The organism is Actinomycetospora sp. 2LY8.5, assembly GCF_057180585.1.
The window spans coordinates 22,083-28,082 of the sequence record NZ_JBXUHE010000063.1 but is presented as its reverse complement, the minus strand read 5'-3'; the positions used below and the strand labels follow the sequence as shown (position 1 = coordinate 28,082).

The window sequence follows — 6,000 nt, the reverse complement described above, 5'->3', positions numbered from 1 at the left end:
GTGATGAACGACACTCCAACCCTCGAGCGGAGGTTATGACACCGCATGCCGAAAGTCGAGGGGCGAGGGGCCACGTGGGCGTCAGACATGCGACGATCGATCCCGTGTCGGTCGGCGGGCGTCCCGCCCGACGACCTCGTGGCCCTCGCCGCCGGCCACGCGCGCCACATCGAGGTCGGTCGCCGCCCTCCTCGCCGTGTCGGCGGCCTGCTCGTTCGCCATGGTCGCCACGAACCGGCAACGCTCGGCGGCGGGAACACGACGGACCGTCATCGGCAACCCCGGTCGAGGCACGACAGCGAGACCGAGCAGCGGGAACCGCCGTGATCAGGCCGTCCAGCACCCGACCGGGCAGGCTGCCCCGGCCCGAGCTCGCCGTCGCCGACCGCGAGCAGAGCCCGTCCCGTCACGTCCTCCGGGCGACCAGGCCGGCGGCCTCGGCCACGTCCCAGTAGGAGTGCAATCCGCGGACGTGCTGACCACCGTCGACGGGGATGAAATGGCCGGTGATGCGACCGGCGGCCGACGACATCAGGAACAGGGCGACGTCGGCGATGTCGGAGGGTTCCTGGTGCCGGACAGGTCCGACCAGGGTCCGATCCAGGAACTGCTGGCCGAGATCCCCTGTCACGAAGGCCTCGGCCAGCGGCGTCCGCACCGTCCCGGGACCGATGGAGTTGACCCGGATCCCGTACCGCCCGAGCTCGCCCGCGCAGCTCTGCGCGAACTGCATGACTCCGGCCTTGGCGGCGCAGTAGTGGCCGAACCCGTCGGTCGCCGCGATCGAGTTGAGAGAGGCGATGTTGACGATCGAGCGGCCGGCTCCGTCGGGGATCGCCTGCTTGGCGAAGGCCCGGGTGCAGAGGAAGGTGCCCTTCATGATCGTGTCGACGATCATGTCCCATTCCTCCTCGGTCGTCTCGTGGACGAGCGTGAGGAAGGCGGTCCCCGCGTTGTTGACGAGATGGTGCACCGGCCCGAACGTCGCGGCGGCGTGCGCGAACGCCGCGTCCACGTCGGCGGCGACGGACACCGAGCCCTGGTGCCACGTCAGCCGGTCCCCGCCCGCGAGTTCGGCATCGGCCTTCGCGATGTGGTCCTCCTCGAGCTCGAACCCCACCACGTTGGCGCCGGCCTGCAGCAGTGCGGAGGCGATGCCCTGGCCGATGCCTCGGCCCGCCCCCGTGACGACCACCGTCTTTCCCTCGAGCTCCGATGCCACCGGGGCGGCGATGTCAACCATGCGTGTGCTCCGTTCTCGCTGTGTGTCGCTCTAGGTGTTGCTGCCCTTCGAGTTCCAGCCGCCGTCCACCGGCAGGACTGCTCCGGTCGTGAAGTTCGCCTCCTCGGACAGGAGGTAGGCGGCCGCGACCGCGATGTCGTCAGGTGTTCCGAGGCGGGGCACGATGTGCGCGGCCACGAAGTCGTCGCGGAGGCTGTCGGTGATGGTGCCGAGGATCGGGGTGTCGATGGTGCCGGGGCAGATGCAGTTCACCCGGACGCCCTCGGCTCCGTACTGCACGGCGGCCTGCCGGGTCATGGCGAGCACGCCGCCCTTGGCCGCGGTGTAGGCGGCGAGGTTCTTGAGCCCCTTGAGCGCGGCCATCGACGCAATGTTGAGGATCGCCCCGCCGCCTCGTTCCAGCATCGCCGGCAGCACGGCCTGCATACCCCAGAAGACACCCTTCAGGTCGGTGTCGACCACGTGGTCCCAGGCGGCGTCGTCGACGTCGAGCACGGTGTCGGCCGTCAGGGTGTTGGTGACGCCGGCGATGTTGGCCAGGCAGTCCACGGCGCCGAAGCCGCGCTGCGTCTCCTCGACGAGCCGCGCCCAGTCCTCCCGGCGTCGTACGTCCATCACGACGTGGACGCATTTGCCGCCCTCGGACTGGATGAGCTCCGAGGTCGTCTCGTCGGCCTGGACGTCGCCGACGACGATGCTGGCTCCTTCCCGGGCCAGGCGCAGCGCGACACCCCTGCCGATTCCTTGCGCGCCACCGGTGACGATGGCGACCTTGCCGTCGAACCTGTTCATCTGGGCCTCTCGGAGCTCGTGATGGAGGGCGTCGTGCGGGGGCTCGGGGACGGCGGTGCGTTCGAGCGCCCAGCGTCTCCGGGGAGCGCCGGGGCGTCCCGAGGTCCGATCACCGGCCCCTGACGTGCGGTGGCGCGGCCGATGGCCGCGAAGGAGTGACGGGTGCCGGCCTCAGACGCTGCCGGTTCCCTCCAGCTCCCGCTTCGCGTGGGCGTTGGCCTCCTCGATCGCGACGGCGGACTTGGCATCGAGGGCGGCGAAATGCCGGCGGGCGTAGGCCTTCGACTCCAGCATCCTCTCGGTGGACCCCTGGATCGCCGGCATGACCTCGTCGGCGATCAGCTCCCAATGGCGTTGGGTCGCGGCTGGTCTCGCCCACTCGTGGGCGAGGAAGAGGTAGGTGCCGAACCCGCCACTCTGTGCGATCAGCCGCTGGATCTGGGCGATCGCGTCCTCCGGGGTGCCGATCACGCCGAACCCCGACTCGTTGATGAGCTTGACCCGCTCGTCGAACGTCGCCCCCGCAGCGCGGAAATGGGGCGCGGACAGCGTGTGCTGGGTGTAGTCGACCCACTCGTCCAGGCCGTAACGGACGTCCTCGATCGCCTGCTCCTGTGTCTCGGCGATGTGCATCGGCGCGGCCATCCGCCAGGAACGCCGACTGACCTGTTTCCCGTGCTGAGCAGCCGACGTCTCGACGGCCGTCCAGTGGGAGTCGAGGACTTCGAAGGCCTCCCTGATGGTGGCCCCGACCGACAGCAGCCCGAGACCGTGCTTGCCGGCCAGGATCGGACCGTTGTTGGTGAGAATGGCGGTCGTGGAGAGGTCCAGTTCGTCGAAGGGCCGCAACTGGCAGTGCGCGTCGACGATGCGATAGCGCGGCGTGGTCTTGGTGACGCCTTTCTCCCCGTCTAACAGACGCAGGAGCACTTCGATGTCCTCCCGTAGCGCTCCCCGCTGCTCCTCGGGCGAGAGGCCCAGCATGGCGGCGTCCGTCGGGATGGCACCCGGGCCGAAGCCCACCATCAGCCGATCCCGCAGCAGGTGGCTGAGCAGGATGATCCGGTTGGCGACGTTCAGCGGGTTGTGATAAGGCAGGGAGATCACGCCACAGCCGAGCTTGATGTGCTTCGTCCTCGCGGCGACGTGCGACAGGAAGATCTCGGGCGACGAGATGTATTCCGTACCGGCGGAGCTGTGTTCACCGCACCAGAACTCGTCGAATCCGAGTTCCTCCAGTGTCTCGGCGAGCTTCAGATCCCGGTAGAGCCCGGCCGTCGGGCTCTGGTTCGGATTGTGGAACGGCGCGACGAGCGCGCCGAAGCGAAGTCGGCTCACGTGACGAGACCCTTTCTTGGTGAGACACCGAGGGCGTGCCGGCTTCACCCCTCCCGCATGTCGAGCGATGGGGTACGCACATCGCCCGGGAGGGGGAAGTGACCAGGGGAGATCACTTCCGACACGCGACCCGTGTCGGGTGTGATGCTGCTGACAGCAGATTACGAATGCGTCGTACCGCTGTCAACACCGCGCTCGGTAGATGTCGCGGAGTGCGGCCGCCCAGACTGGCGTCGTCACCTCGGTCGGCTCGGTCCGCGTTCTACCTGACGATCGCACCGTCGAGGTAGATCTCGGCGAACGAGTGACCGAGCGCTTCGGGCGTCAGGGTGCGGTCCGGCGCGTACCAGACGAGCGTCCAGTTGCACATGTTGAGCATCGCGAGGGTGAGGGTCTTGGGCGACTGGTCGGTCCGCACCCGCCCGGCCGCCTGCGCCTCGGCGACGTAGCTACGAACCGTGCCCTCGTAGACCGCTCGCATGCGGACGATCTCGTCCAGGCGATCACCGGTGAGTGAGCGCATCTCGAGCAGCATCGTGACGTTGGCCGAGCGGTTGCGCAGGATGGTCGTCATGTGCAGGACGATCAGGTCCCACAGCCGATCGGCGGGATCCTCGACGTCCCGGACCCGCTCCGCGACGTCGAGAGCGTCCGACATCGTCGCACGGCAGATCCGGTGGAGGACGTCTTCCTTCGAGTCGACGTGGTAGTAGAGCGACGCCCGCTCGAGGTCGACCCGCTCGGCGATCTCCCGGGTCGTCGTCGCGGCGTACCCCTTCTCGGCGAAGAGGGCAGCAGCGGCGACGAGGATCTTCTCGATCGTCCCGTTCTCCGAGATGGTACGGGCGGCCTTCCTGCCTCGGGGCACACCGTCCTCCTCCCCCGGCACCGACAGCGCTCGAACGGTACAGGGGCGCGCGGCTGCACCGCCGCGCGGTGACGGCCTCCTCTCGCCAACTCGTCGAGGCGCAGCTATTGTCGACACAGCGCTCGGTAGAACGGAGGTCGGGCATGCTGCCCGAGGAAGCGTCCACCTTCAACGCTCTCGTCCACTTCGCCTTCACGCGGAGGTCCGACGGCGTCGCATTCGTCGACGACGACGGCAGGGAGACGACCTACGCGCAGGCGCGTGACCTGATCGGTCGCATCGTTCCGGTCCTGCAGGAGCTCGGCGTCGGACCCGGAGTCGGTGTCGCCGGCCTCTCTCAGAACTGTTCGCAGATCTATCTCGCCGAGTTGGCGACCGCTCTCCTCGGTGGGCGCTTCGCCGGCCTGCACCAACTATCGGCGGCCGAGGAACAAGCCTCGATGATCGACGACGGAGAGATGACCGTCCTGCTCGTCGACCCGGTGCACGAGGATCGCTCGGCGGAGATCCGGAGAGCTTCGTCCGCGCTCGAACACGTCCTGAGCCTCGGCCCCTCCCAGGTGGGTATCGACCTGCTCGCTGCGGCTGATCAGCGGCCTGCGGTCGCCCTGAACGGCGGACCGGCGGTGCACCGCGAGCAGCCGCAGCGCGTCATCTACACGGGAGGCACCACGGGACGTGCGAAGGGCGCGGTGCTGTCCCATCGCGCCGTCGCCCACCTGACCCTCAACGCGCCCGTCATGTGGCAGATGCCGGCCCGTCCCCGTTACCTGGCCACGTCCCCCATCACACATGCGGCGTTCCTGAAGGTCCTGGCCACTCTCGTCGCAGGCGGTACCGTCCTGTTCCACCGGTCGTTCGATCCCGACCGGTTCCTCCGCACCGTTCAGGACCAGCACGTCAACCTGGCGTTCCTCGTCCCGACGATGATCTCCAGCCTGCTCGACTCCTCGGCGATCGATCACGTCGACACCACGTCGCTCGAAACGCTCGCCTACGGTGGCTCGCCCATGGCGCCGGCCCGGCTCGCCGAGGGCCTCGACCGCCTGGGCCCGGTCTTCATGCAGATCTATGGGCAAACCGAGTGCCTCGCCAACGGCACGTCGCTCTGGAAGGACGAGCACGACCCCGTGCGCCGACCCGACCTCATGGACTCCTGCGGGCGGCCCGTCCCGGGCGCCTCGGTCGACGTCGTCGACGACGACGACGTCCCGGTGCCGGTGGGGGAGCCAGGTGAGGTCGTGATCCGCACGATGACCTGCATGACCGGCTACTGGAAACAGCCCGAACTGACGGCCCAGACACTGCGCAACGGGTGGCTGCACACCGGGGACATCGCGTACCGCGACCAGGAAGGGTACTACCACATCGTCGACCGCAAGAAGGACATGATCGTCACCGGTGGCTTCAACGTCTTCCCGCGGGAGATCGAGGACGTGCTGCTCGGCCACGACGGAGTCGCCTCCGCCGCCGTCATCGGGGTTCCCGACGATCGATGGGGCGAGGAAGTCAAGGCGGTGGTGGTCCGGCGCGCGGAATCGTCGGTGACCGCGGACGAGCTGCGGAAGCTGGTGAAGTCCAAGAAGGGCTCCCATTACGCACCGAAGAGTGTCGACTTCGTCGACGAACTGCCGACGACCGCCGTCGGAAAGATCGACAAGAAGGCGCTGCGGCAGCCGTACTGGGTGGGGACGGATCGCAATGTCCACTGAGCCCCGGAAGGATTCTCCCCCCGCCCCGCCTGTCCGGTTGAGCTTCG

The 6,000-nt window shown here is 68.4% G+C and carries 6 protein-coding genes; 1 reads left to right on the top strand and 5 read right to left on the bottom strand.

Translation table 11 applies throughout. The features are described from left to right. Positions 1–81: 81 nt before the first annotated feature. From AC2A1K_RS33510 to AC2A1K_RS33490, 5 genes are all read right to left on the bottom strand, one after another. On the bottom strand, positions 82–273 hold the full coding sequence (locus tag AC2A1K_RS33510) for a hypothetical protein (RefSeq protein WP_483900684.1): 192 nt from the start codon (positions 271–273) through the stop codon (positions 82–84). Between the two features lie 133 nt (positions 274–406). Next, positions 407–1,243 (bottom strand): SDR family NAD(P)-dependent oxidoreductase, encoded by an 837-nt coding sequence (locus tag AC2A1K_RS33505; protein ID WP_483900683.1) that lies wholly within the window; start codon positions 1,241–1,243, stop codon positions 407–409. 30 nt (positions 1,244–1,273) lie between these two features. After that, the gene (locus tag AC2A1K_RS33500) at positions 1,274–2,035 is read right to left on the bottom strand and encodes an SDR family NAD(P)-dependent oxidoreductase (protein WP_483900682.1); all 762 of its coding nucleotides are present in this window, start codon (positions 2,033–2,035) and stop codon (positions 1,274–1,276) included. A gap of 171 nt (positions 2,036–2,206) precedes the next feature. Beyond that, a complete protein-coding gene (locus AC2A1K_RS33495) occupies positions 2,207–3,373 on the bottom strand; it encodes an LLM class flavin-dependent oxidoreductase (RefSeq protein ID WP_483900681.1) in 1,167 nt (388 codons plus the stop codon). 262 nt (positions 3,374–3,635) lie between these two features. Continuing rightward, a complete protein-coding gene (locus AC2A1K_RS33490) occupies positions 3,636–4,241 on the bottom strand; it encodes a TetR/AcrR family transcriptional regulator (protein WP_483900680.1) in 606 nt (201 codons plus the stop codon). A gap of 68 nt (positions 4,242–4,309) precedes the next feature. Between AC2A1K_RS33490 and AC2A1K_RS33485 the strand changes: the two genes are divergently transcribed. Next, the gene (locus AC2A1K_RS33485) at positions 4,310–5,953 is read left to right on the top strand and encodes an AMP-binding protein (protein WP_483900679.1); all 1,644 of its coding nucleotides are present in this window, start codon (positions 4,310–4,312) and stop codon (positions 5,951–5,953) included. The last annotated feature ends 47 nt before the right edge of the window (positions 5,954–6,000 follow it).